General features: G+C 42.0%; 25 protein-coding genes and 1 other annotated feature. All 25 genes read left to right on the top strand.

The window, feature by feature from the left end:
* The 25 genes from MHB66_RS00630 (at position 1) to rplB (ending at position 23336) form a co-directional block, all read left to right on the top strand.
* Entirely contained in the window at positions 1-432 is a 432-nt protein-coding gene (locus tag MHB66_RS00630) for a Mini-ribonuclease 3 (RefSeq protein ID WP_046314371.1), read from the top strand.
* Entirely contained in the window at positions 416-1165 is a 750-nt protein-coding gene (gene rlmB, locus MHB66_RS00635; protein ID WP_024425588.1) for a 23S rRNA (guanosine(2251)-2'-O)-methyltransferase RlmB, read from the top strand. The genes MHB66_RS00630 and rlmB overlap by 17 nt, the downstream gene beginning before the upstream one ends.
* 2 nt (positions 1166-1167) lie before the next feature.
* A complete protein-coding gene (rae1, locus tag MHB66_RS00640) occupies positions 1168-1680 on the top strand; it encodes a ribosome-dependent mRNA decay endonuclease Rae1/YacP (RefSeq protein WP_024425589.1) in 513 nt (170 codons plus the stop codon).
* A 63-nt stretch (positions 1681-1743) separates the two neighbouring features.
* Positions 1744-2400: an RNA polymerase sporulation sigma factor SigH gene (sigH, locus tag MHB66_RS00645; RefSeq protein ID WP_008345424.1), complete on the top strand. Its 657-nt coding sequence runs from the start codon at positions 1744-1746 to the stop codon at positions 2398-2400.
* Positions 2401-2476: 76 nt separating this feature from the next.
* Positions 2477-2626 carry a 50S ribosomal protein L33 gene (gene rpmG, locus MHB66_RS00650; protein WP_008356502.1) on the top strand — a complete coding sequence of 50 codons (150 nt, stop codon included), beginning with the start codon at positions 2477-2479 and terminating at the stop codon, positions 2624-2626.
* A gap of 34 nt (positions 2627-2660) precedes the next feature.
* Positions 2661-2837, top strand: a complete 177-nt coding sequence (secE, locus tag MHB66_RS00655; RefSeq protein ID WP_008345422.1) for a preprotein translocase subunit SecE — start codon at positions 2661-2663, stop codon at positions 2835-2837.
* Positions 2838-3008: 171 nt separating this feature from the next.
* Positions 3009-3542 (top strand): transcription termination/antitermination protein NusG, encoded by a 534-nt coding sequence (gene nusG, locus MHB66_RS00660; protein WP_003217197.1) that lies wholly within the window; start codon positions 3009-3011, stop codon positions 3540-3542.
* A gap of 171 nt (positions 3543-3713) precedes the next feature.
* Entirely contained in the window at positions 3714-4139 is a 426-nt protein-coding gene (gene rplK, locus MHB66_RS00665; RefSeq protein ID WP_003216956.1) for a 50S ribosomal protein L11, read from the top strand.
* Positions 4140-4238: 99 nt separating this feature from the next.
* Positions 4239-4937, top strand: a complete 699-nt coding sequence (rplA, locus tag MHB66_RS00670) for a 50S ribosomal protein L1 (RefSeq protein ID WP_017359164.1) — start codon at positions 4239-4241, stop codon at positions 4935-4937.
* Between the two features lie 49 nt (positions 4938-4986).
* Positions 4987-5127 (top strand) — a sequence feature (ribosomal protein L10 leader region).
* A 69-nt stretch (positions 5128-5196) separates the two neighbouring features.
* Positions 5197-5697, top strand: a complete 501-nt coding sequence (gene rplJ, locus MHB66_RS00675) for a 50S ribosomal protein L10 (protein ID WP_024425590.1) — start codon at positions 5197-5199, stop codon at positions 5695-5697.
* 48 nt (positions 5698-5745) lie between these two features.
* Positions 5746-6111 carry a 50S ribosomal protein L7/L12 gene (rplL, locus tag MHB66_RS00680; RefSeq protein ID WP_008345418.1) on the top strand — a complete coding sequence of 122 codons (366 nt, stop codon included), beginning with the start codon at positions 5746-5748 and terminating at the stop codon, positions 6109-6111.
* Positions 6112-6207: 96 nt separating this feature from the next.
* On the top strand, positions 6208-6813 hold the full coding sequence (locus tag MHB66_RS00685; RefSeq protein ID WP_034283897.1) for a class I SAM-dependent methyltransferase: 606 nt from the start codon (positions 6208-6210) through the stop codon (positions 6811-6813).
* A gap of 256 nt (positions 6814-7069) precedes the next feature.
* Positions 7070-10651, top strand: a complete 3582-nt coding sequence (gene rpoB, locus MHB66_RS00690) for a DNA-directed RNA polymerase subunit beta (protein ID WP_046314374.1) — start codon at positions 7070-7072, stop codon at positions 10649-10651.
* A gap of 61 nt (positions 10652-10712) precedes the next feature.
* Complete coding sequence (gene rpoC / locus MHB66_RS00695) at positions 10713-14312, top strand: DNA-directed RNA polymerase subunit beta' (RefSeq protein ID WP_041115160.1); 3600 nt, start codon at positions 10713-10715, stop codon at positions 14310-14312.
* A 145-nt stretch (positions 14313-14457) separates the two neighbouring features.
* Positions 14458-14706: a 50S ribosomal protein L7ae-like protein gene (locus MHB66_RS00700; RefSeq protein ID WP_046314377.1), complete on the top strand. Its 249-nt coding sequence runs from the start codon at positions 14458-14460 to the stop codon at positions 14704-14706.
* A gap of 113 nt (positions 14707-14819) precedes the next feature.
* Positions 14820-15239, top strand: coding sequence for a 30S ribosomal protein S12 (gene rpsL, locus MHB66_RS00705; protein WP_003216962.1), 420 nt, complete (start codon positions 14820-14822; stop codon positions 15237-15239).
* A gap of 121 nt (positions 15240-15360) precedes the next feature.
* Entirely contained in the window at positions 15361-15831 is a 471-nt protein-coding gene (gene rpsG / locus MHB66_RS00710; RefSeq protein WP_003216884.1) for a 30S ribosomal protein S7, read from the top strand.
* A gap of 54 nt (positions 15832-15885) precedes the next feature.
* Positions 15886-17964: an elongation factor G gene (gene fusA, locus MHB66_RS00715; RefSeq protein ID WP_024425594.1), complete on the top strand. Its 2079-nt coding sequence runs from the start codon at positions 15886-15888 to the stop codon at positions 17962-17964.
* A 118-nt stretch (positions 17965-18082) separates the two neighbouring features.
* Positions 18083-19273: an elongation factor Tu gene (gene tuf, locus MHB66_RS00720; RefSeq protein ID WP_034283892.1), complete on the top strand. Its 1191-nt coding sequence runs from the start codon at positions 18083-18085 to the stop codon at positions 19271-19273.
* A gap of 109 nt (positions 19274-19382) precedes the next feature.
* A complete protein-coding gene (locus MHB66_RS00725) occupies positions 19383-20342 on the top strand; it encodes an alpha/beta hydrolase (protein ID WP_034283889.1) in 960 nt (319 codons plus the stop codon).
* Positions 20343-20560: 218 nt separating this feature from the next.
* Entirely contained in the window at positions 20561-20869 is a 309-nt protein-coding gene (gene rpsJ / locus MHB66_RS00730) for a 30S ribosomal protein S10 (RefSeq protein ID WP_003156464.1), read from the top strand.
* Positions 20870-20906: 37 nt separating this feature from the next.
* Entirely contained in the window at positions 20907-21536 is a 630-nt protein-coding gene (rplC, locus tag MHB66_RS00735) for a 50S ribosomal protein L3 (RefSeq protein WP_024425597.1), read from the top strand.
* 27 nt (positions 21537-21563) lie between these two features.
* Positions 21564-22187: a 50S ribosomal protein L4 gene (gene rplD / locus MHB66_RS00740; protein WP_024425598.1), complete on the top strand. Its 624-nt coding sequence runs from the start codon at positions 21564-21566 to the stop codon at positions 22185-22187.
* The gene (rplW, locus tag MHB66_RS00745) at positions 22187-22474 is read left to right on the top strand and encodes a 50S ribosomal protein L23 (RefSeq protein ID WP_003217016.1); all 288 of its coding nucleotides are present in this window, start codon (positions 22187-22189) and stop codon (positions 22472-22474) included. The genes rplD and rplW overlap by 1 nt, the downstream gene beginning before the upstream one ends.
* Positions 22475-22502: 28 nt before the next feature.
* Positions 22503-23336 (top strand): 50S ribosomal protein L2, encoded by an 834-nt coding sequence (rplB, locus tag MHB66_RS00750; RefSeq protein ID WP_024425599.1) that lies wholly within the window; start codon positions 22503-22505, stop codon positions 23334-23336.
* Positions 23337-23368: the final 32 nt, after the last annotated feature.

The following is a 23368-nucleotide window of genomic DNA, read 5'->3' on the forward strand; positions in this document are numbered from 1 at the left end:
ATGTTGAATTTTGAAAAGCTGAAAGACGGTAAACAGCTGAACGGACTTGCGCTGGCTTATATGGGTGATGCCATTTTTGAAGTATATGTGAGGCATCACCTCCTCCAAACGGGGGCGACAAAACCAAATGAGCTGCACAAACGAGCAAGCAACATTGTTTCAGCTAAATCACAGGCTGCTATTTTATTTACGCTTCAGCAGCAAGGCTTTTTCACTGAAGCAGAAGAAGCGGTGCTGAAAAGAGGAAGAAACGCAAAATCAGGCACAGTGCCTAAAAACACAGACGTTCAAACGTATCGTTATAGTACAGCGTTTGAAGCGCTTATGGGTTATTTATTTATCGAAAAGCAGGACGAACGCTTAGAAGAGCTGATTGGTCAGGCGATTGAAATCGGAACGTCAGGGAGGAAGACAAATGAGTCAGCAACATGATTATGTCATTGGGAAAAATGCAGTGATTGAGACACTGAAGTCAGATCGGGAGTTATACAAGCTCTGGATGGCAGAAAACACTGTAAAAGGACAAGCCCAGCAGGTCATTGAACTCGCTAAAAAGCAAAATATCACCATTCAGTATGTTCCGAGGAAAAAGCTTGATCAAATGGTTACAGGTCAGCACCAGGGAATCGTTGCACAAGTAGCAGCATATGAATATGCAGAATTGGACGACCTGTATCAAATCGCTGAAAAGCGGAATGAACAGCCTTTCTTTCTGATTTTAGATGAGATTGAAGACCCGCATAATTTAGGATCTATTATGAGAACGGCAGATGCTGTAGGTGCACACGGGATTGTCATTCCGAAAAGGAGAGCGGTCGGTCTAACAACAACAGTTGCTAAGGCATCCACTGGAGCAATTGAGCATATTCCTGTTGCAAAAGTGACCAATCTTTCAAGAGCCCTTGATGAAATGAAAGAAAGAGGAATCTGGGTTGCGGGAACAGATGCGTCTGCTAAACAGGATTACAGACAATTTGATGGCACGATGCCGCTGGCTCTTGTGATTGGCAGCGAGGGAAAAGGAATTGGCCGATTGATTAAGGAAAAGTGTGATTTTCTGATTAAACTGCCTATGGCCGGGAAGGTTACTTCGTTAAACGCATCAGTTGCCGCTGGTTTATTGATGTATGAAGTGTATCGAAAACGTTATCCGTTAGGAGAATAGAGATGGATATCCTCTTAGTCGATGGATACAACATGATAGGTGCATGGCCTCAGCTGCAGCACTTAAAGGAAAACAGCTTTGAAGAAGCCAGAGACGTACTGATTCAACATTTAGCAGAATATCAAGCATACACAGGGTATCGAGTCATTGTCGTATTCGATGCCCATATGGTCAAAGGAATTGAAAAGAAGCGGACCAACCACCGAGTAGAGGTCATCTTTACGAGAGAGAATGAAACGGCGGATGAGCGGATTGAAAAGCTGGCGCAGGATTTGAATAATATCCGGACGCAAATTCATGTGGCAACTTCAGATTTTACGGAACAATGGGCTATTTTTGGACAAGGAGCTCTTCGGAAGTCGGCTCGTGAGCTTTTAAGAGAGATTGAAGTGATAGAACGAAAGATTGAAACGAGGGTCAAAAAGATTACTTCTGATAAACCAGCATCTAAGATTGAATTGTCAGAAGATGTATTGAAAACGTTTGAAAAATGGCGGCGCGGGAATCTGGAATAGCTTGACGATATTTCAACCATTAATGTATAATATTTCTATCTAGGTGCGGTCGGGGGGATCGAAGTGAATCTAAACAACAGCAAGGGTAAGTCCATCAGAGAGCAATTTTGCCAGTTGGAAGATGAACAAGTCATTGAAAGGGTTCATGTCGGAGATAGTGATGCGCTAGATTATTTAATAACGAAATACCGTAATTTTGTACGTGCGAAAGCAAGATCTTATTTCTTGATAGGAGCGGATCGAGAGGACATTGTCCAAGAGGGAATGATCGGACTTTATAAGTCTATCCGCGATTTCAGAGAGGACAAGCTTACTTCATTTAAGGCTTTTGCAGAATTATGTATTACCCGCCAAATTATCACCGCAATTAAAACAGCTACTCGCCAAAAACATATCCCGTTAAATTCCTATGTATCATTAGACAAGCCGATCTACGACGAAGAATCGGACAGAACATTATTGGATGTCATTTCCGGTGCTAAAGCGCTTAACCCAGAAGACTTAATTATTAGCAAAGAAGAATTTGATGATATCGAAATGAAGATGGGTGAACTGCTAAGCGAGCTGGAAAGAAAGGTACTTGTGCTTTATCTTGATGGCAGATCCTATCAAGAGATTTCTGAAGATTTAAATCGTCATGTGAAATCAATTGATAACGCACTCCAAAGAGTAAAGAGAAAATTAGAGAAATATTTAGAGCTTCGCGAGATTAGTCTCTAATCAAACCTATATTGACAGCTTTTTCGACACTGTGATAAGGTACTAATGAAATGATGTCGAGAAAATAGGTGTAAATATGAGGAAAAAGATTACTCTAGCCTGTAAAGACTGCGGAAGCCGCAATTATACGACAATGAAAAGTGTTGCTTCAGCAGCTGAAAGATTAGAAGTTAAGAAATATTGCAAGACTTGTAATTCACATAAAACACATTTAGAAACGAAGTAAGATTTGCGTTCTTTAATCTGTGGAGGTCTTTTACATGCGTATTATCAGTTTCTTAAAAAGTGTCGGAAAAGAAATGAAAAAGGTCAGCTGGCCAAAGAAGAACGAAATGGTCCGCTACACAATCACTGTTATTTTAACAGTCGTATTCTTTGCCATCTTTTTCTCTTTTCTTGATATAGGAATCTCACAATTAATCGAATTAATTCATTAATACTTGAATAATGGTCTGCTGAACGTGCTATAATAGATCATAATATGACTTGCCAAAAAACCCGTTTTACGGGTTTTTTCAATTGCTTGAAAATATTTACCGTTACTCGAGATTCGTCAAATAGACATTATGAAATGTGGGGAGGGAAGGACTAAATAGTCCTGAACGAAAATGGAAAAGAATTGGTATGTTGTGCATACGTACTCTGGCTATGAAAACAAAGTAAAAGCGAATTTGGAAAAGCGTGTTGAATCAATGGGCATGCAGGATAAAATCTTCCGCGTCGTCGTACCAGAAGAAGAAGAAACGGATATTAAAAATGGTAAGAAAAAAGTTGTCAAAAAGAAAGTATTCCCTGGCTATGTCCTAGTGGAAATCGTGATGACTGACGACTCTTGGTATGTCGTTCGTAATACACCAGGTGTCACTGGATTCGTTGGATCAGCTGGATCAGGCTCAAAGCCGACTGCGCTGCTGCCAGGCGAAGCCGAAACCATTCTGAAGAGAATGGGTCTTGAAGAACGCAAAACAGAAATCGACTTTGAACTGAAAGAAACAGTTAAGGTCATCGATGGACCATTTGCTAACTTCACTGGCTCTATTGAAGAAATTGACTACGATAAAAGCAAAGTCAAAGTATTCGTTAATATGTTTGGTAGAGAAACACCTGTTGAACTTGAGTTCACGCAGATCGATAAATTGTAATTTAAAAGAGCTTGAAATGAGTGTATAGAAGTGGTAATATAGCAAAGGTACGTCTTGAGTTCACTCAAGATCGCTAGCTAGTTATTTCGTCATTCATATAAAGAATGAAGTTGTTGAGTGGGAGGGGGATTCCCCTATTACCACATCACGGACTTTAAGGAGGTGTGTCTCGTGGCTAAAAAAGTAGTTAAAGTTGTTAAATTGCAAATTCCTGCTGGAAAAGCTAACCCAGCTCCACCAGTTGGACCTGCACTAGGTCAAGCCGGTGTTAATATCATGGGATTCTGTAAGGAGTTTAACGCTCGTACAGCTGACCAAGCTGGTCTTATCATTCCTGTTGAAATTTCGGTTTTTGAAGACCGTTCATTTACATTTATTACTAAAACTCCACCTGCTGCAGTTTTACTTAAAAAAGCAGCTGGTATTGAGTCTGGTTCTGGTGAACCTAACCGTAATAAAGTGGCAACTGTTAAGCGTGATAAAGTACGCGAAATCGCGGAAACAAAAATGCCTGACTTAAACGCTGCTAGCGTTGAATCAGCTATGCGCATGGTTGAAGGTACTGCACGCAGTATGGGTATTGTCATCGAAGATTAATTTTTTGTCTTGTTGGGTTGCGAGTTTGGTTTTGACAAGTTCGCAACCCTTATTCGTGGGAGGTTATTCCGCTAAAACCACATAAGGAGGATTTTTATAATGGCTAAAAAAGGTAAAAAGTATGTAGAAGCTGCTAAGCTGATCGATCGTACTAAAGCGTATGATGTAGCTGAAGCTGTTTCTCTTACAAAAAAAGCAAATACAGCTAAATTTGATGCGACTGTAGAAGTTGCTTTTCGTTTGGGCGTAGACCCTCGTAAAAACGATCAACAAATCCGCGGTGCAGTTGTACTTCCTAACGGAACTGGTAAAACTCAACGCGTTCTTGTGTTCGCTAAAGGCGAAAAAGCAAAAGAAGCAGAAGCTGCTGGAGCAGACTACGTTGGAGATTCTGATTACATCACTAAAATCCAACAAGGCTGGTTCGAATTCGATGTAATCGTTGCGACACCTGACATGATGGGTGAAGTTGGTAAGATCGGTCGTGTACTTGGACCAAAAGGTCTTATGCCAAACCCTAAAACAGGAACTGTAACGTTCGAAGTTGAAAAAGCAATCAATGAAATCAAAGCTGGTAAAGTAGAATACCGCGTTGATAAAGCTGGTAATATCCACGCGCCAATCGGAAAGGTTTCTTTCGAGGACGAAAAGCTTGTTGAGAACTTTGCAACAATCTATGACACAATCCTTAAAGCAAAACCTGCAGCGGCTAAAGGTGTATACGTGAAAAACGTTTCTGTTACATCTACTATGGGCCCTGGCGTGAAAGTGGATCCATCTTCTTTCTCTGCAAAATAATTCTTGACTTATGACAACCATTTTGATAATATCAAAATGTTGTAAAATAGAATAATGTCCATTTATACCGTAGACAGCAGGGGCCTTATGGCTTAAATAACCCGCCGAGGTGTATATGTCACAGTCTTACGTTAACGTATGCTTGTATATACAGCCTCCATGTCTTAATGGAGGCTTTTTATATGGAGAACCGTTCGTTAGGAACGTGATGGCCTGATCGGTATAAGTGTTACACAAAGAATGTACAGGAGGTGTAACCATGAGCAATGCAATCGATACTAAAAAAGTTGTCGTTGATGAAATTACTTCTAAATTTAAAGATAGTATGTCTACTGTCATTGTAGATTACCGCGGTCTTTCTGTTTCTGAAGTGACTGAACTTCGTAAACAGCTTCGTGAAGCTGGCGTAGAATTCAAAGTTTACAAAAACACTTTGACTCGCCGTGCAGTTGAACAAGTTGAACTAACGGGTTTAAACGATTTCTTAACAGGTCCAAACGCTATCGCATTCAGTAACGAAGATGTTATCGCACCTGCGAAAATCATCAACGAATTTGCGAAAAGCCACGAAGCTTTAGAAATCAAAGCTGGTGTCATCGAAGGAAACGTAGCGACTGTAGAAGAAGTGAAGGCTCTTGCGGAACTTCCGTCTCGCGAAGGCTTACTTTCTATGTTGCTTAGCGTTCTTCAAGCTCCAGTTCGTAATCTTGCTCTTGCTACTAAAGCAGTTGCAGATCAAAAAGAAGAACAAGGCGCTTAATGCGTACTTTACGTTTACGTAAAAAAACTTAAAATGGAGGAATTACAAATGGCTTTAAATATCGAAGAAATCATTGCTTCAGTTAAAGAAGCAACTGTACTTGAGTTAAACGACTTAGTAAAAGCAATCGAAGAAGAATTTGGCGTAACTGCTGCTGCTCCTGTAGCTGTAGCTGCTGGTGGCGGTGCTGCTGCTGAAGAAAAAACTGATTTTGATCTAGTACTTGCTGGTGCTGGAGACCAAAAAATCAAAGTTATCAAAGTGGTTCGTGAAATCACTGGTCTTGGCTTGAAAGAAGCTAAAGAACTTGTTGACAACACTCCAAAACCACTTAAAGAAGGTATTGCTAAAGAAGAAGCTGAAGAACTTAAAGCTAAGCTTGAAGAAGTTGGCGCTTCTGTAGAAGTTAAGTAATCTTCGCCTAATCTTTTGGGAAAGCTCGCTTTTACTGGCGGGCTTTTTCTTTTCTAATCTCCTGAAACGATTGAATCCAGAGGAGGTCCATTCACCATGAGTGACCACTATTATACGGAAAAGCCATCAGTGAAAAGCAATAAACAGACATGGGACTTCACCTTGAGAAACCGTACCTTTACTTTTACAAGTGACAGTGGAGTGTTTTCTAAGAAAGAAGTCGACTTTGGTTCAAGGCTTTTAATTGAAGCTTTTGAAGAACCTGATTTGGATGGCGATGTCTTAGATGTCGGTTGCGGTTATGGACCGATTGGCTTATCGTTAGCAAACGAAATGACTAGCCGTACCATTCATATGATTGATGTGAACGAAAGAGCAGTCGAACTTTCAAAGGAAAACGCTAAACATAATCGCATTGATAATGTCCGCATCTATCAAAGTGATTTGTTCTCGAATGTTCATTCCTCAGCTGCTTTTGCCTCTATACTGACCAATCCCCCAATACGGGCAGGGAAGAAAGTTGTACATGCGATCTTTGAAAAAAGTGCTGATCATTTATTGCCGGAAGGTGAGTTGTGGGTGGTTATTCAGAAAAAGCAAGGTGGACCATCTGCGATTGAAAAATTAGAGCAGCTCTTTGAAGAAGTCGAGGTTGTGCTGAAAAAAAAGGGCTACTATATCATCAAAGCTAAAAAAGTTTGACGCAGTTTCCTAGCTGTGTTAACATTATAAAATGCCAATGTGTATATTTTGCTTGATAGGCTTAAAAAACAACTATTTTGTATAAATTATGCATACTTGGGGAAAACTAATAAAATCGGTATTTGTTTTTGGATGTGGTTTTCTTATTTTAGAAACCCTTTTTTCTTTTGTCTTGTAAAAGTATTTCTTTACTGACATTTGAAAGACAGAAATACTTTTTACACATATAATACGCATGATTTGAGGGGTGAATCAGTTGACAGGTCAACTAGTTCAGTATGGACGACACCGCCAGCGCAGAAGCTACGCACGCATAAGCGAAGTGTTAGAATTACCAAATCTCATTGAAATTCAAACCTCTTCTTATCAGTGGTTTCTTGATGAGGGTCTTAGAGAGATGTTTCAAGATATATCCCCAATTGAGGATTTTACTGGTAACCTTTCTCTTGAATTCATTGATTACAGCCTAGGGGATCCTAAGTATCCTGTAGCAGAATCAAAAGAACGTGATGTAACTTACTCTGCTCCACTAAGAGTAAAAGTTCGTTTAATTAACAAAGAAACTGGAGAAGTAAAAGACCAAGATGTGTTTATGGGTGATTTCCCAATCATGACAGACACAGGTACTTTTATCATTAATGGTGCGGAACGTGTAATCGTTTCTCAGTTAGTGCGTTCTCCAAGTGTATATTTCAGTGGTAAAGTAGACAAAAACGGTAAAAAAGGTTTTACTGCGACTGTCATTCCAAACCGTGGCGCATGGTTAGAATACGAAACTGATGCGAAGGATGTAGTCTATGTACGCATCGATCGCACACGTAAGTTGCCGGTTACGGTTCTTTTGCGTGCTCTCGGCTTCAGCTCTGATCAAGAGATTCTTGACCTCATTGGCGAGAATGAATACTTACGCAACACGCTGGAAAAAGACAATACAGAGAATGCAGATAAAGCACTTCTCGAAATCTACGAGCGCCTCCGTCCTGGAGAGCCGCCAACTGTTGAAAATGCGAAAAGCTTGCTAGACTCTCGCTTCTTCGATCCGAAGAGATATGACCTAGCAAATGTTGGACGCTACAAGATTAATAAGAAGCTTCATATTAAAAATAGACTGTTCAATCAAAAATTGGCTGAAACGTTAGTTGATCCTGAAACAGGTGAAATTCTAGCAGAAAAAGGTCAAATTTTAGACAGAAGAGTTCTTGATAAAGTTCTTCCATACTTAGAAAACGGCATCGGATTTAGAAAGCTTTATCCTAATGGTGGCGTAGTAGAAGATGAAGTAGAACTTCAATCTATTAAGATTTATGCACCGTCTGATCAAGAAGGCGAGCAAGTGATCAACGTGATTGGAAATGCATATGTAGAGGAAGCTGTGAAAAACATCACGCCTTCTGACATCATTGCATCAATCAGTTACTTCTTCAACCTTCTTCATGGTGTAGGTGACACAGATGATATCGATCACCTTGGTAACCGTCGTCTGCGTTCTGTAGGTGAACTTCTGCAAAACCAATTCCGTATTGGTTTAAGCAGAATGGAGCGTGTTGTTCGTGAAAGAATGTCGATTCAAGACACAAACACGATCACACCTCAGCAGCTGATCAACATTCGTCCTGTGATCGCTTCTATCAAAGAGTTCTTTGGTAGTTCTCAGCTTTCTCAGTTCATGGATCAAACAAACCCGCTTGCTGAATTGACGCACAAACGTCGTCTGTCAGCGCTTGGACCGGGTGGTTTGACGCGTGAGCGTGCAGGAATGGAAGTTCGTGACGTTCACTACTCTCACTATGGACGTATGTGTCCGATTGAAACACCAGAGGGTCCAAACATTGGTTTGATCAACTCTCTATCTTCATTTGCAAAAGTGAATCGCTTCGGATTTATCGAAACACCTTACCGCCGGGTTGATCCTGAAACTGGTAAAGTGACACCGAGAATCGATTACTTAACTGCTGATGAAGAGGATAACTACGTAGTAGCACAAGCGAACGCTCAGTTAGCTGATGATGGTTCGTTTATCGATGATAATATCATTGCTCGTTTCAGAGGGGAAAACACCGTTGTTCCTCGAAACCGCGTTGACTACATGGACGTTTCGCCAAAGCAGGTTGTTTCTGCAGCGACAGCATGTATCCCATTCTTAGAAAACGATGACTCTAACCGTGCTCTAATGGGAGCGAACATGCAGCGTCAGGCTGTGCCTTTGATGCAGCCGGAATCACCGATTGTTGGTACAGGGATGGAGTACGTATCAGGTAAAGACTCTGGTGCTGCTGTCATCTGCCGCTATCCAGGTGTTGTAGAACGTGTAGAAGCAAAAAATATTTGGGTTCGCCGTTATGAGGACGTTGACGGACAACAAGTCAAAGGAAACCTAGACAAATACAGCCTGCTGAAATTTGTCCGCTCTAACCAAGGGACTTGCTACAACCAGCGCCCTATCGTAAGTGTTGGAGATGAAGTCGTTAAAGGAGAAATTCTTGCAGACGGACCTTCTATGGAAAAAGGTGAATTGGCTCTAGGACGTAACGTTATGGTCGGATTCATGACTTGGGACGGTTACAACTACGAGGATGCGATCATCATGAGTGAGCGCCTTGTAAAAGATGACGTCTACACGTCTATTCATATTGAAGAATATGAATCAGAAGCTCGTGATACAAAGCTTGGACCAGAAGAAATCACTCGTGATATTCCAAACGTTGGGGAAGATGCTTTACGCAACCTTGACGAGCGCGGAATCATCCGTATTGGTGCAGAAGTAAAAGACGGAGACCTTCTTGTAGGTAAAGTAACGCCTAAAGGTGTAACTGAACTAACAGCTGAAGAACGTCTATTACATGCAATCTTCGGTGAAAAGGCTCGTGAAGTTCGTGATACGTCACTACGTGTTCCACACGGCGGCGGCGGAATTATCCACGATGTAAAAGTCTTCAACCGTGAAGATGGAGATGAATTACCTCCAGGTGTAAACCAATTAGTCCGCGTATACATCGTTCAGAAACGTAAGATTTCTGAAGGTGACAAAATGGCCGGACGACATGGTAACAAAGGGGTTATCTCTAAAATCCTTCCAGAAGAAGATATGCCTTATCTTCCAGACGGAACACCGATCGATATCATGTTGAACCCTCTAGGGGTACCATCTCGTATGAACATCGGTCAGGTACTTGAGCTTCATATGGGTATGGCTGCACGTTACCTTGGCATCCACATTGCGTCACCAGTATTTGATGGTGCGCGCGAGGAAGATGTTTGGGAAACGCTTGAAGAAGCAGGTATGTCCCGTGATGCGAAAACAGTCCTTTATGACGGTCGAACTGGTGAACCATTCGACAACCGTGTATCTGTCGGAATCATGTACATGATCAAACTGGCTCACATGGTTGACGATAAACTTCACGCTCGTTCAACTGGACCATACTCACTTGTTACGCAGCAGCCACTTGGCGGTAAAGCACAGTTTGGTGGTCAGCGTTTCGGAGAGATGGAAGTATGGGCACTTGAAGCTTACGGTGCAGCATATACACTTCAAGAGATCTTAACAGTTAAATCGGATGACGTTGTGGGTCGTGTGAAAACATACGAAGCCATCGTCAAAGGGGATAACGTACCTGAACCAGGTGTCCCTGAATCATTCAAAGTGTTAATCAAAGAACTTCAAAGTTTAGGTATGGATGTGAAAATCCTATCTGGCGATGAAGAAGAGATAGAAATGAGAGATTTAGAAGACGATGAGGAAACGAAGAAAGCAGACGGATTAGCGTTATCTAATGACGAAGATGCTGCAGACCTCGCACCTGTCGATCTTGAACGTGACGCAGTCACAAAAGAATAGCAGAAACGATTAGAGCAAGTGACTAGGGTATAACCCGAAGATTAAAAGGGAGGTAGGCCCCTTGCTAGATGTGAACAATTTTGAGTATATGAACATCGGTCTCGCATCACCTGATAAAATCCGTTCTTGGTCTTTTGGTGAAGTGAAAAAGCCTGAAACGATTAACTATCGTACACTGAAACCTGAAAAAGATGGTCTCTTTTGTGAACGTATCTTCGGACCGCAAAAAGACTGGGAATGTCATTGTGGGAAGTATAAACGCGTTCGGTATAAGGGTGTTGTATGTGACCGTTGTGGTGTAGAAGTAACACGGGCAAAAGTCCGTCGTGAGAGAATGGGGCATATTGAACTGGCTGCCCCAGTTTCCCACATTTGGTATTTCAAAGGTATCCCAAGCCGTATGGGTCTTGTTCTTGATATGTCACCACGTGCGTTAGAAGAAGTGATCTACTTCGCTTCTTACGTCGTGACAGATCCGGGCAATACACCGCTTGAGAAGAAACAACTTCTTTCTGAGAAAGAATTCCGTGCTTATTTAGATAAATACGGTAATACATTCCAAGCAGCTATGGGTGCAGAAGCAATCAACAAACTTCTTCAAGATATCGATCTTGTAAAAGAAGTAGATACACTGAAAGAAGAGCTGAAAACTGCTCAAGGACAGCGCCGTACACGTGCGATCAAACGCCTTGAAGTATTAGAAGCCTTCCGTAACTCAGGAAACAAACCATCTTGGATGATTCTTGATGTACTTCCGGTTATTCCACCAGAATTACGTCCAATGGTTCAGCTTGATGGTGGACGTTTTGCTACTTCTGACTTGAACGACCTTTATCGTCGTGTCATCAACCGTAACAATCGTCTGAAGCGTTTATTAGATCTTGGCGCGCCAAGCATCATCGTTCAGAACGAGAAGCGTATGCTTCAAGAAGCTGTCGATGCCTTGATTGATAATGGACGTAGAGGCCGACCAGTAACAGGACCAGGAAATCGACCATTGAAATCTCTTTCTCACATGCTGAAAGGGAAACAAGGGCGTTTCCGTCAAAACTTGCTTGGTAAACGTGTTGACTATTCTGGACGTTCCGTTATCGTCGTAGGACCACATTTGAAAATGTATCAGTGTGGACTTCCGAAAGAAATGGCTCTTGAATTATTCAAACCATTCGTGATGAAGGAGCTTGTTGAAAAAGGATTAGCTCACAACATCAAGAGTGCGAAGCGTAAAATTGAGCGCGTGCAGCCAGAAGTATGGGATGTATTAGAATCAGTTATTCGTGAGCATCCAGTCTTACTAAACCGTGCACCGACTCTTCACAGACTTGGTATTCAAGCGTTTGAACCTACACTTGTGGAAGGACGCGCAATTCGTCTTCATCCACTTGTATGTACAGCCTACAACGCTGACTTTGACGGTGACCAAATGGCGGTTCACGTACCATTATCTGCTGAAGCTCAAGCTGAAGCTCGTATCTTAATGCTTGCTGCTCAAAACATTTTGAACCCGAAAGATGGAAAACCAGTTGTTACGCCATCTCAGGATATGGTGCTTGGTAACTACTACCTTACACTTGAGCGCAAAGGTGCTATCGGAGAAGGTATGGTCTTCAAAGATACTGACGAAGCCCTTCTAGCTTATCAAAATGGTTATGTGCATCTTCATACACGTGTAGCTGTTGCAGCTAGCTCGTTGAAGAATGTGACATTCACTGATGAACAGCGTTCTAAATTGTTGATTACAACAGTTGGAAAACTGATCTTTAACGAAATCTTACCGGAATCATTCCCATACATGAATGAGCCGACAAAGAGCAATATTGAAGAAAAAACGCCTGATCGTTTCTTCCTTGAAAAAGGTGAGGATGTAAAAGCTGCGATCGAGAAACAAGAAATCAATGCGCCGTTCAAAAAAGGTATTTTAGGGAAAATCATTGCAGAAATCTTTAAGAGATTCCATATCACTGAGACATCTAAAATGCTTGACCGCATGAAAAATCTTGGTTTCAGATACTCTACTAAAGCCGGTATTACGGTTGGTGTGTCTGATATCGTCGTACTAGATGATAAGCAGAAGATCCTTGAAGAAGCACAAGCAAAAGTAGATAACGTCATGAAGCAATTCAGACGTGGTTTGATTACTGAAGAAGAGCGTTATGAGAGAGTTATTTCAATCTGGAGTTCTTCTAAAGATGTCATCCAAGGTAAACTGATGAAGTCCCTTGATGAAGTCAACCCAATCTACATGATGAGTGACTCTGGAGCGCGTGGTAACGCATCTAACTTCACTCAGCTGGCTGGTATGCGTGGTCTGATGGCCAACCCGGCTGGACGTATCATTGAACTTCCGATTAAATCTAGTTTCCGTGAAGGTTTAACCGTATTGGAATACTTTATTTCCACTCACGGTGCGCGTAAAGGTCTTGCCGATACAGCCCTTAAAACAGCTGACTCAGGTTACCTCACGCGTCGTCTCGTTGACGTTGCACAGGATGTCATCATCCGTGAAACAGATTGCGGTACAGACCGTGGAATCTTGGCGAAGTCCATTAAAGAAGGAAATGAAATTATTGAGAAACTTGAAGAACGTCTGATCGGGCGTTTTGCAAGAAAACCAATTGTTCATCCTGAAACAGGCGAAGTCATCGTAGCCGAAAACGAACTAATTGATGAAGATAAAGCACTTGAAGTAGTTGAAGCAGGAATTGAGGAAGTATGGATCCGTTCTGCATTTACATGTAACACGCCTCATGGTGTATGTAAACGATGCTACGGCCGTAACCTTGCAACTGGTACTGACGTTGAAGTCGGTGAAGCGGTTGGAATCATCGCTGCACAATCAATCGGTGAGCCAGGAACACAGCTTACAATGCGTACGTTCCACACCGGTGGGGTAGCAGGAGACGATATCACTCAAGGTTTACCTCGTATCCAAGAGCTATTTGAAGCGCGTAATCCGAAAGGGCAAGCGACAATTTCTGAAATTGATGGTGTCGTTGCTGAAATTAACGATGTTCGTGACAAGCAGCAGGAAATTGTGGTTCAAGGCGAAGTTGAAACTCGTTCTTACACAGCTCCTTACAATGCACGTCTGAAAGTTGTTGAAGGTGACACAGTTACTCGTGGTCAAGTACTTACAGAAGGTTCGATCGATCCGAAAGAACTTCTTAAAGTGACTGACATGACAGCTGTTCAAGAATATCTGCTTCATGAAGTACAAAAAGTATACCGTATGCAAGGGGTAGAAATCGGAGATAAGCACGTAGAGGTAATGGTTCGCCAAATGCTTCGTAAAGTGCGTGTCGCTGATGCAGGGGATACAGATGTATTACCAGGCACACTTCTTGATGTACATCAATTCACTGAAGCGAACAAAAAAGTACTATTCGAAGGCAAACGTCCTGCAACAGGCCGTCCAGTTCTTCTTGGTATTACAAAAGCTTCACTTGAAACAGACTCATTCTTGTCTGCGGCATCCTTCCAAGAAACGACTCGTGTCCTAACAGATGCGGCGATCAAAGGAAAACGTGATGAACTGCTTGGCTTGAAAGAGAATGTGATCATCGGTAAACTTGTTCCTGCTGGAACGGGAATGCCAAACTACCGTAAAGTTAAGCCGGTTTCGCAAGTGCAGCCGTCTGACGACATGGTTCCTGTAGAGTAATCTTTCTCGTGAGATTCCTATAAAATCATCAAAAAATGGTGAAGGATGTCAAGATAATCTGTCATACGATATTGACATCCTTCTGCCATGATGATAATATAACCAAGGTGCTCAAAATAAAACCTGTTACTTTGGAGGATATTCGATGTCTTATGATAAAGTATCACAGGCTCAATCCATTATTATTGGTACGAAGCAAACAGTAAAAGCTCTGAAACGAGATTCAGTTAAGGAAGTCGTCGTAGCGAAAGATGCTGATCCTGCTTTAACCGCTAGTGTATTGAAACTAGCGCAAGAGAAGAGTGTAGACATCTTAGTGGTAGATTCCATGAAAAAGCTCGGCAAGGCCTGCGGAATTGAAGTTGGGGCAGCAGCTGTTGCCATTATGTTATAGCGTACTTGTTTTGTTTTTGCATGTATAAAATGCAAAAGCATTGTTTTTTGCCTTTTGATGAACCACCTGGGTATGTGGGTTATAAAAAAAGTAATGAAGGGAGGAATAACAACATGCCTACAATTAATCAGCTAATACGCAAAGGACGCGTGAGTAAAGTTGAAAACTCAAAGTCACCTGCACTTAACAAAGGATACAACAGTTTCAAAAAAGAGCACACTAACGTAACATCTCCACAGAAGCGCGGGGTTTGTACACGTGTCGGTACAATGACACCGAAAAAACCAAACTCAGCACTACGTAAATATGCTCGTGTACGTTTGTCTAACCTGATTGAGGTAACAGCTTACATTCCTGGTATCGGACATAACCTACAAGAGCACAGTGTAGTACTTATCCGTGGCGGACGTGTAAAAGACTTACCGGGTGTACGTTACCACATCGTTCGTGGTGCGCTTGATACTGCCGGAGTTGACGGTCGTATGCAAGGACGTTCTAAATACGGAACAAAACGCCCTAAACAAAGCAAATAATACAAACAAACATAAGGGTTTTTAGAAGTTGATATCAGATCAGTGGAGTCAGGCAGCTGACAATGATATTGAGATGAGAGACAGATAGAAATCCTTTTAAAAGAGAAGGGAGGCTATTCAGATGCCACGTAAAGGTCCTGTAGCAAAAAGAGACGTATTGCCAGATCCAATTTACAATTCTAAACTTGTATCTCGTTTGATCAACAAAATGATGATCGACGGTAAAAGAGGAAAGTCACAAACAATCCTCTACAAGTCTTTTGATATCATCAAAGAACGTACTGGTAATGAAGCGATGGAGGTTTTCGAACAAGCCTTGAAAAACATCATGCCAGTTCTTGAAGTTAAAGCACGTCGTGTAGGTGGAGCTAACTACCAAGTTCCTGTAGAAGTTCGCCCAGACCGTCGTACTACTTTAGGTCTTCGCTGGTTAGTAAACTATGCTCGTCTTCGTGGAGAAAAAACGATGGAAGAGCGTCTTGCTAACGAAATCCTTGACGCAGCTAACAACACTGGTGCTGCTGTTAAGAAACGTGAAGATACACACAAAATGGCAGAAGCGAACAAAGCATTCGCTCACTACCGCTGGTAGGATTTATACCAAACTAAAAAAACTATTCCCTAATGAGGAAGGAGAAATTACCCAATGGCAAGAGAGTTCTCCTTAGACAAAACTCGTAATATTGGTATCATGGCTCACATCGATGCCGGTAAAACGACAACGACTGAGCGTATCTTGTACTACACTGGTCGTATCCATAAAATTGGTGAAACTCACGAAGGAGCTTCACAAATGGACTGGATGGAGCAGGAGCAAGAACGTGGTATTACAATCACTTCTGCTGCTACTACAGCACAATGGAAGGGTTACCGTGTAAACATCATCGATACACCAGGACACGTAGACTTCACTGTTGAAGTTGAACGTTCTTTACGTGTACTTGATGGTGCGGTTGCTGTTCTTGATGCACAATCAGGTGTAGAGCCACAAACTGAAACAGTTTGGCGCCAAGCAACAACTTACGGAGTACCTCGTATCGTATTCGTTAACAAAATGGATAAAACTGGTGCGGACTTCCTTTACTCTGTAAGCACATTAAGAGATCGTCTTCAAGCGAACGCTCATGCAATTCAATTGCCGATCGGCGCTGAAGATCAATTCGAAGGAATCATCGACCTTGTAGAAAACGTAGCATACTTCTACGAAGATGACCTTGGAACTCGCTCTGATGCTAAAGAAATCCCTGCTGAGTATAAAGACAAAGCTGAAGAGCTTCGCAGCAGCCTAATTGAAGCTGTTGCTGAGCTTGATGAAGAGCTTATGGAAAAATACCTTGAGGGTGAAGAAATCACAATTCCTGAATTGAAAGCTGCAATCCGTAAAGGAACATTGAATGTTGAATTCTACCCAGTTCTTGTTGGATCTGCTTTCAAAAACAAAGGTGTTCAGCTTGTACTTGACGCTGTGCTTGACTACCTTCCTGCACCAACTGATGTTGCTGCAATTAAAGGTATCCTGCCAGATTCAAATGAAGAGGTTGTTCGTGAGTCTACTGATGACGCACCATTCGCAGCTCTTGCATTTAAAGTTATGACTGACCCTTATGTTGGGAAACTAACTTTCTTCCGCGTATACTCTGGAACACTTGATTCTGGTTCATACGTGAAGAACTCTTCTAAGAACAAGCGTGAACGTGTTGGACGTATCCTTCAAATGCACGCAAACAGCCGTGAAGAAATCTCTACTGTATATGCAGGGGATATCGCAGCAGCTGTAGGTCTTAAAGATACATCTACTGGTGATACTCTTTGTGACGAGAAAAATCTTGTTATCCTTGAGTCTATGGAATTCCCAGAGCCAGTTATCGATGTAGCTATCGAGCCTAAATCTAAGGCTGACCAAGATAAAATGAGTATCGCTTTAGCTAAACTAGCTGAAGAGGATCCAACATTCCGTACACAAACAAACCCTGAAACTGGTCAAACGATCATCTCTGGTATGGGTGAGCTTCACCTTGATATCATTGTTGACCGTATGAAGCGTGAGTTCAAGGTTGAAGCTAACGTAGGTGCTCCTCAAGTTGCGTACCGTGAAACATTCCGTTCTGGTGCAAAAGTTGAAGGTAAATTCGTACGTCAGTCTGGTGGACGCGGTCAGTTCGGACACGTTTGGATTGAATTCGAACCAAACGAAGAAGGCGCAGGATTCGAATTTGAAAATGCAATCGTCGGTGGGGTTGTTCCACGTGAATACATCCCAGCAATTCAAGCAGGTCTTGAAGATTCACTTGAAAATGGTGTATTAGCTGGATTCCCATTAATCGACATCAAAGCAAAATTATTTGATGGATCTTACCACGATGTTGACTCTAACGAAATGGCGTTCAAAATTGCTGCATCTATGGCATTAAAAAATGCTGTCAGCAAATGTAACCCAGTTCTACTTGAGCCAATGATGAAAGTGGAAGTTGTTATCCCTGAAGAATACATGGGAGACATCATGGGTGATATCACATCTCGTCGTGGACGTGTAGAAGGTATGGAAGCTCGCGGTAACGCTCAAGTTGTTCGCGCTATGGTTCCACTTTCTGAAATGTTCGGATATGCTACTGCACTCCGTTCTAACACACAAGGACGCGGTACTTTCACTATGCACATGGATCACTACGAAGAAGTGCCTAAGAGCATCAGTGAAGAAATCATCAAAAAAAATAAAGGTGAATAATTGATTTTGCCTTTAAACTAAAGTATAACTACTATTGAAGATCAGAAAGTGAGAGGTAACTCTTCACTTTCTATCACTCTATACCAAATACAATGAACCTTTAAGGAGGATTTTTAGAATGGCTAAAGAAAAATTCGACCGTTCCAAATCGCATGCTAACATTGGTACAATTGGACACGTTGACCATGGTAAAACAACTCTAACTGCTGCTATCTCAACAGTTCTTCATAAGAAATCTGGTAAAGGTACAGCTATGGCTTATGACCAAATCGATGGTGCTCCAGAAGAGCGCGAGCGTGGAATCACAATCTCAACTGCACACGTTGAGTATGAAACTGAAACTCGTCACTATGCACACGTAGACTGCCCAGGACACGCTGACTATGTTAAAAACATGATCACTGGTGCTGCTCAAATGGACGGCGCGATCTTAGTAGTATCTGCTGCTGATGGTCCAATGCCACAAACACGTGAGCACATCCTACTTTCTCGTAACGTAGGTGTACCATACATCGTAGTATTCCTTAACAAATGTGACATGGTTGACGATGAAGAGTTACTTGAACTTGTTGAAATGGAAGTTCGTGACCTTCTTTCTGACTATGACTTCCCTGGTGACGATGTACCAGTTATCAAAGGTTCTGCTCTTAAAGCTCTTGAAGGAGATGCTGATTACGAAGCAAAAATCTTTGAACTTATGGATGCGGTTGATGAGTACATCCCAACTCCAGAGCGTGACACTGAGAAGCCATTCATGATGCCAGTTGAGGACGTATTCTCAATCACTGGTCGTGGAACAGTTGCTACTGGTCGTGTTGAGCGTGGACAAGTTAAAGTCGGTGACGAAGTTGAAATCATCGGTCTTCAAGAAGAAAACGGTAAAACAACTGTTACAGGTGTTGAAATGTTCCGTAAACTTCTTGACTACGCTGAAGCTGGTGACAACATCGGTGCACTACTTCGTGGTGTATCTCGTGAAGATATCCAACGTGGTCAAGTACTTGCTAAACCAGGTACAATCACTCCACACAGCCGTTTCAAAGCTGAAGTTTATGTACTTTCTAAAGAAGAGGGTGGACGTCATACTCCATTCTTCGCTAACTACCGTCCCCAGTTCTACTTCCGTACAACTGACGTAACTGGTATCGTACATCTTCCAGAAGGTACTGAAATGGTAATGCCTGGCGATAACACTGAGATGGAAGTTGAACTTATCTCTACTATCGCTATCGAAGAAGGAACTCGTTTCTCTATCCGTGAGGGTGGACGTACTGTAGGTTCTGGTGTCGTTTCAACTATCATTAAGTAATAAACATACAAAAGAGACTCCTTGCAAAAGGGTCTCTTTTTTTGCTTTTCCAGATCAGAACGGCTACTATAAGCTATAGAATCTAAATGGAACCGAGAGGATCGCTGGAATGGTAAAGACATATTTGAAAAAATGGTCGATCGGCGGGATTGACCAATGGATTATGATGAAAGAAGACCAGACGAGTGAAACGAAGCCTGTCCTTTTATTTTTGCACGGCGGGCCCGGCTCGGCTCAAATCAGTTATATTGATTCCTTTCACGGGGAACTTGATCAGGACTTTACAGTTGTCCATTGGGATCAGAGAGGTGCAGGACTTTCCTATCAAGAGAATCTTCCCGATGCATCGATGACCATTCAGCAATTTATTGAAGACACGATTGAACTGACAGAGAAGCTTCTAACTTATCTAGGTCATTCAAAATTGTATATCGCAGGATACTCGTGGGGATCATTAATTGCCATACAAGCAGTACATAAGCGTCCAGATCTTTATCATGCATATTACGGGATTAGTCAGGTAGTAGATGTGTTAAAGGAAGATATCGTATCGTACGAGCTCCTTTTGAAGAAATATCATCGCAATCGTCTGTTTACTGGGTGTCTGCGATTACTGACGCCCCCTCCATGGAAACGGACATCAGCTCATGCCTTGTTTTCTCTATATAAAGAGTTTGCGAGCGTAGGTCTCACACATAGATGGAAACCGGTTTTTCAAATGCTAAAAGGGTTTCTTTTTAGTAAGCAATATCAGCTTAAAGATAAATGGAAGTTCATGAAAGGACAGAAGTTTAGTCAAGACAAGCTATGGGATCAGCTAATGAATGAGAGTATTCAATTCCGAGTTTCTACTATATTAATACCGTGCTACTTTCTCATTGGCGATCACGACATGATTACACCAGCTGCTGTATCAAAACCATATGTTGATCAATTAAAAGCACCAATCAAAGAATGGTTTACCTTTAAAGACTCTGCACATTCCCCGCACATTGAGGAACCAGATGAATTTATACGTATCATAAGAAAGACTGCTATACATCATCTTCAGGGAAAGCTTGATTTATAGGCTGAATCCCTGTATAATATGAAAAGTGTGCAAATCATAAATTTATCCGATTTATTATTGCAACACGCAGGCCAATTTGGTACAATAGTGCATGTTGGTCTTTGACTGCGATGAAGTGAGAGGTTGCTGACACACCCGGCCGCTTTGCCATGGCGAGGTGATCAGGTTTTTCTCACGGAGAACTGTCTAACGTAAGTAGGCGAAAAGGAGGGAAAATAATGGCAAAACAAAAAATTCGTATTCGTTTAAAAGCATATGATCATAGAATTCTTGATCAATCTGCTGAGAAGATTGTTGAAACGGCTAAGCGTTCTGGTGCTAGTGTATCTGGTCCAATTCCGCTTCCAACTGAAAAATCAGTTTACACAATCCTTCGTGCGGTGCATAAGTACAAAGATTCTCGTGAGCAATTCGAGATGCGTACTCACAAACGTCTAATCGACATCGTGAATCCAACTCCGCAAACAGTTGATGCACTTATGCGTTTAGATTTACCATCTGGTGTAGATATCGAAATCAAACTTTAATTCAAATAGAAAACACATATTATAGGAGGTGTGACGAATGACCAAAGGAATCTTAGGTAGAAAAATTGGTATGACGCAAGTATTCGCAGAAAACGGTGATCTTATCCCTGTAACTGTTGTTGAGGCTGCTGCTAACGTTGTTCTTCAAAAGAAGACTGTTGACACGGATGGCTATGAAGCAATCCAAATCGGTTTTGATGACAAACGTGAAAAGCTTTCTAACAAACCAGAGAAAGGCCACGTTGCTAAAGCGGAAACTGCTCCTAAGCGCTTCGTAAAAGAATTACGCGGTGCGGAGTTAGATGCGTATGAAGTTGGTCAGGAAGTCAAAGTTGATATTTTCGCAAATGGAGATATCGTAGATGTAACAGGAACATCAAAAGGTAAAGGATTCCAAGGGGCTATCAAACGCCACGGACAATCACGCGGACCAATGACTCACGGTTCACGTTACCACCGTCGTCCTGGTTCAATGGGACCTGTTGATCCAAACCGTGTATTCAAAGGTAAACTTCTACCAGGTCGTATGGGCGGAGAGCAAATTACTGTCCAAAACCTTGAGATCGTTAAAGTTGATGCAGAACGCAATCTTCTATTGATCAAAGGAAACGTACCAGGAGCTAAAAAATCTCTAGTAACTGTAAAGAGTGCAGTTAAATCTAAATAACTCTCTTAGGAAAGGAGGAAACAAGTCATGCCAAAAGTAGCATTATATAACCAAAACGGTTCTACTAACGGTGAAATCGAATTAAACGCTTCTGTGTTTGGAATCGAGCCAAACGAAAGCGTAGTATTCGATGCTATTCTTATGCAAAGAGCTTCCTTACGTCAAGGAACTCATAAAGTAAAAACTCGTTCTGAAGTACGTGGCGGAGGTCGTAAGCCTTGGAGACAGAAGGGTACAGGTCGTGCTCGTCAAGGTTCTATCCGTTCACCACAATGGCGCGGAGGCGGTATCGTATTCGGTCCAACACCACGCAGTTATTCTTATAAATTACCTAAAAAAGTTCGCCGCTTGGCTATCAAGTCAGTATTGTCTTCTAAAGTAATCGACAACAACATCATCGTTCTTGAAGATCTGACTCTTGATGCAGTGAAAACGAAAGAATTCGCAGGCATCCTTAAAGGATTATCTGTCGAGAAGAAAGCGTTGATCGTCACTGCGGATGCAAACGAAACAGTTGCTTTATCTGCTCGTAACATCCCTGGAGTAACAGTTGTTGAAGCTAACGGTATCAACGTTCTTGACGTTGTCAACCACGACAAACTTCTGATCACTAAAGCAGCGGTTGAAAAAGTAGAGGAGGGACTTGCATAATGAAAGATCCTCGTGATGTTCTAAAGCGCCCTATCATTACTGAACGTTCTGCTGATCTAATGACAGAGAAGAAGTACACGTTCGAAGTTGATGTCAGAGCTAACAAAACAGAAGTGAAAGACGCTGTTGAAGAAATCTTTGGAGTGAAAGTTGAGAAAGTCAACGTTCAAAACTACAAAGGAAAATCAAAACGCGTTGGACGCTACACTGGTATGACTAGCCGTCGCAGAAAAGCGATCGTGAAATTAACTGCTGACAGCAAAGAAATCGAAATTTTTGAAGCGTAAATCTTAAAAAGAAGGAGGGAAATTCAAAATGGCGATTAAAAAGTATAAACCAACCAGTAATGGTCGTCGTGGCATGACTACTTCAGATTTTGCTGAAATCACGACTGACAAACCAGAAAAATCGTTGCTTGCACCGCTACACAAAAAAGGCGGACGTAACAACCAAGGTAGATTGACTGTTCGTCATCAAGGTGGCGGTCACAAACGTCAATACCGTATCATCGACTTTAAGCGTGATAAAGACGGTATACCTGGACGCGTTGCTACAATCGAGTATGATCCAAACCGTTCAGCTAACATCGCTCTTGTAAACTATGCAGATGGTGAGAAACGTTACATTCTTGCTCCGAAAGGAATCCAAGTTGGTACTGAAGTTACTTCTGGACCAGAAGCTGACATCAAACCAGGTAATGCTCTTCCACTTATCAACATCCCAGTTGGTACAGTTGTGCATAACATTGAATTAAAACCAGGTAAAGGTGGACAATTAGTTCGTTCTGCTGGTACTTCTGCTCAAGTTCTTGGTAAAGAAGGTAAATACGTTCTTGTACGTTTGAACTCAGGAGAAGTTCGCATGATTCTTTCTGCTTGCCGTGCGACTATCGGTCAAGTTGGAAACGAGCAACACGAATTAATCAACATCGGTAAAGCTGGACGTTCTCGCTGGAAAGGTGTACGCCCAACAGTTCGTGGTTCTGTAATGAACCCTAACGATCACCCACACGGTGGTGGTGAAGGACGCGCTCCAATCGGACGTAAATCACCAATGTCTCCATGGGGTAAACCGACTCTTGGATTCAAGACTCGTAAGAAAACCAACAAGTCTGATAAATTCATTGTACGTCGTCGTAAAAACAAGTAACGGGGTTGTCTACGGTTCATTTAGGACCGTAG

This window comes from Bacillus sp. FSL L8-0167 (assembly GCF_038630295.1).
GTDB classification, from domain to species: Bacteria; Bacillota; Bacilli; order Bacillales; family Bacillaceae; genus Bacillus; species Bacillus safensis.

What these genes read in the sequence shown, in the direction of transcription:
- rplJ (WP_024425590.1), top strand. Translation starts at nt 5,197, where the DNA reads ATGAGCAATGCAATCGATACTAAAAAAGTTGTCGTTGATGAAATTACT.
- tuf (WP_034283892.1), top strand. Translation starts at nt 18,083, where the DNA reads ATGGCTAAAGAAAAATTCGACCGTTCCAAATCGCATGCTAACATTGGT.
- rpmG (WP_008356502.1), top strand. Translation starts at nt 2,477, where the DNA reads ATGAGGAAAAAGATTACTCTAGCCTGTAAAGACTGCGGAAGCCGCAAT.
- rplA (WP_017359164.1), top strand. Translation starts at nt 4,239, where the DNA reads ATGGCTAAAAAAGGTAAAAAGTATGTAGAAGCTGCTAAGCTGATCGAT.
- rpsJ (WP_003156464.1), top strand. Translation starts at nt 20,561, where the DNA reads ATGGCAAAACAAAAAATTCGTATTCGTTTAAAAGCATATGATCATAGA.
- rpsG (WP_003216884.1), top strand. Translation starts at nt 15,361, where the DNA reads ATGCCACGTAAAGGTCCTGTAGCAAAAAGAGACGTATTGCCAGATCCA.
- rpsL (WP_003216962.1), top strand. Translation starts at nt 14,820, where the DNA reads ATGCCTACAATTAATCAGCTAATACGCAAAGGACGCGTGAGTAAAGTT.
- nusG (WP_003217197.1), top strand. Translation starts at nt 3,009, where the DNA reads ATGGAAAAGAATTGGTATGTTGTGCATACGTACTCTGGCTATGAAAAC.
- MHB66_RS00685 (WP_034283897.1), top strand. Translation starts at nt 6,208, where the DNA reads ATGAGTGACCACTATTATACGGAAAAGCCATCAGTGAAAAGCAATAAA.
- fusA (WP_024425594.1), top strand. Translation starts at nt 15,886, where the DNA reads ATGGCAAGAGAGTTCTCCTTAGACAAAACTCGTAATATTGGTATCATG.
- secE (WP_008345422.1), top strand. Translation starts at nt 2,661, where the DNA reads ATGCGTATTATCAGTTTCTTAAAAAGTGTCGGAAAAGAAATGAAAAAG.
- rlmB (WP_024425588.1), top strand. Translation starts at nt 416, where the DNA reads ATGAGTCAGCAACATGATTATGTCATTGGGAAAAATGCAGTGATTGAG.
- rplL (WP_008345418.1), top strand. Translation starts at nt 5,746, where the DNA reads ATGGCTTTAAATATCGAAGAAATCATTGCTTCAGTTAAAGAAGCAACT.
- MHB66_RS00630 (WP_046314371.1), top strand. Translation starts at nt 1, where the DNA reads ATGTTGAATTTTGAAAAGCTGAAAGACGGTAAACAGCTGAACGGACTT.
- rae1 (WP_024425589.1), top strand. Translation starts at nt 1,168, where the DNA reads ATGGATATCCTCTTAGTCGATGGATACAACATGATAGGTGCATGGCCT.
- rplD (WP_024425598.1), top strand. Translation starts at nt 21,564, where the DNA reads ATGCCAAAAGTAGCATTATATAACCAAAACGGTTCTACTAACGGTGAA.
- rplW (WP_003217016.1), top strand. Translation starts at nt 22,187, where the DNA reads ATGAAAGATCCTCGTGATGTTCTAAAGCGCCCTATCATTACTGAACGT.
- MHB66_RS00700 (WP_046314377.1), top strand. Translation starts at nt 14,458, where the DNA reads ATGTCTTATGATAAAGTATCACAGGCTCAATCCATTATTATTGGTACG.
- MHB66_RS00725 (WP_034283889.1), top strand. Translation starts at nt 19,383, where the DNA reads ATGGTAAAGACATATTTGAAAAAATGGTCGATCGGCGGGATTGACCAA.
- rplC (WP_024425597.1), top strand. Translation starts at nt 20,907, where the DNA reads ATGACCAAAGGAATCTTAGGTAGAAAAATTGGTATGACGCAAGTATTC.
- rplB (WP_024425599.1), top strand. Translation starts at nt 22,503, where the DNA reads ATGGCGATTAAAAAGTATAAACCAACCAGTAATGGTCGTCGTGGCATG.